Source organism: Aliivibrio sp. S3MY1 (assembly GCF_028765575.1).
In the GTDB taxonomy this organism is placed as follows: Bacteria; Pseudomonadota; Gammaproteobacteria; order Enterobacterales; family Vibrionaceae; genus Aliivibrio.
The window spans coordinates 1-967 of sequence record NZ_JARACO010000083.1; the positions used below are offsets into that span (position 1 = coordinate 1).

At 34.6% G+C, this 967-nt stretch carries 1 protein-coding gene; it reads left to right on the forward strand.

Translation table 11 applies throughout. The annotated features are described in order from the left end of the window. Nucleotides 1-302, forward strand: a 302-nt coding sequence (locus tag PVK62_RS17320; RefSeq protein WP_274449503.1) for a hypothetical protein, incomplete at its 5' end; no start/stop codon positions are given. Between the last annotated feature and the right edge of the window lie 665 nt (nt 303-967).

Here is a 967-nt window from a genome sequence, read left to right on the forward strand (position 1 = left end):
CAAGGTTTAATAATTTCAGTAATGATACGAGTGAATTAGATCGTTCTACTCGAATTGTTCAAAAGTATGCAACAATTGGGAAATTATATTTTTCGCAAGAATTTTCGAAAATATTAACGGTATTATATAAGGATCTTGAAAGGTTAACTAATGAATATGGAGAGGCTGTAGAATTCGCAGATGGCGATCGTCAATCTGAATTTTCAGCTCAAATTGAATATTATTCATCTATAGAAAAACATTCAAATAAAGCTCTTAAAAGTATGTTAAAAATAGCTGAAATCGATCTAATAAAGAAATAAACATAACAAATGCATCAACACGATTTGCTACATTCGGCATTCTAGGTTTCTTTGAGTTTACTGTATTAAGTGGTAAGTTTGAGCTTAATCTGCATGGTAGCAAACGTGTTATGCAGGCGTTATACGAACTCTGAGAATGCAGTTTTTTGGTTCAGTTCAGCGATTGAGCCATTAGTTTTTTAGTCGTGAAAGTAAGGTGGATTTCCTTTTTCTTTGTTGCCTTTTAATATTCGTTTTATCAGGTTCGGCATTGAAATATTATTGCCCTAAATTCAGGCGTTTCAGCGGCTAATTTACGCTTCAATTGTTCTTTGGTTATGCCTCATTTTAGTCGGCATCAGTGTTTTGCTCTTAGCATTTTCAATCCCAATTGTTGTTAGGATATTTGGTTTATCAGTTCCAAACTGGCTGAGACCAATTCGTACAAATGGTGTAAGAAAAAGGGATTGTTTCGTTTCACAGTTATTGTCGTTGATTGGATATTTTGCTCGCTTAATTGAACCAGTCTAATTAAACTCAGTTTACAGCAAATCTTGGTAAATCAGTTCTTTACCAAGTTTATCGGAGCGAAAGCAAGGCTCGTATAACAAAGCAATCAACACGATGCTATTACACTCGGCATTCGCGGTTTGAAGTGTAATTGATTTTGTAAGTCGGTCTTTCGC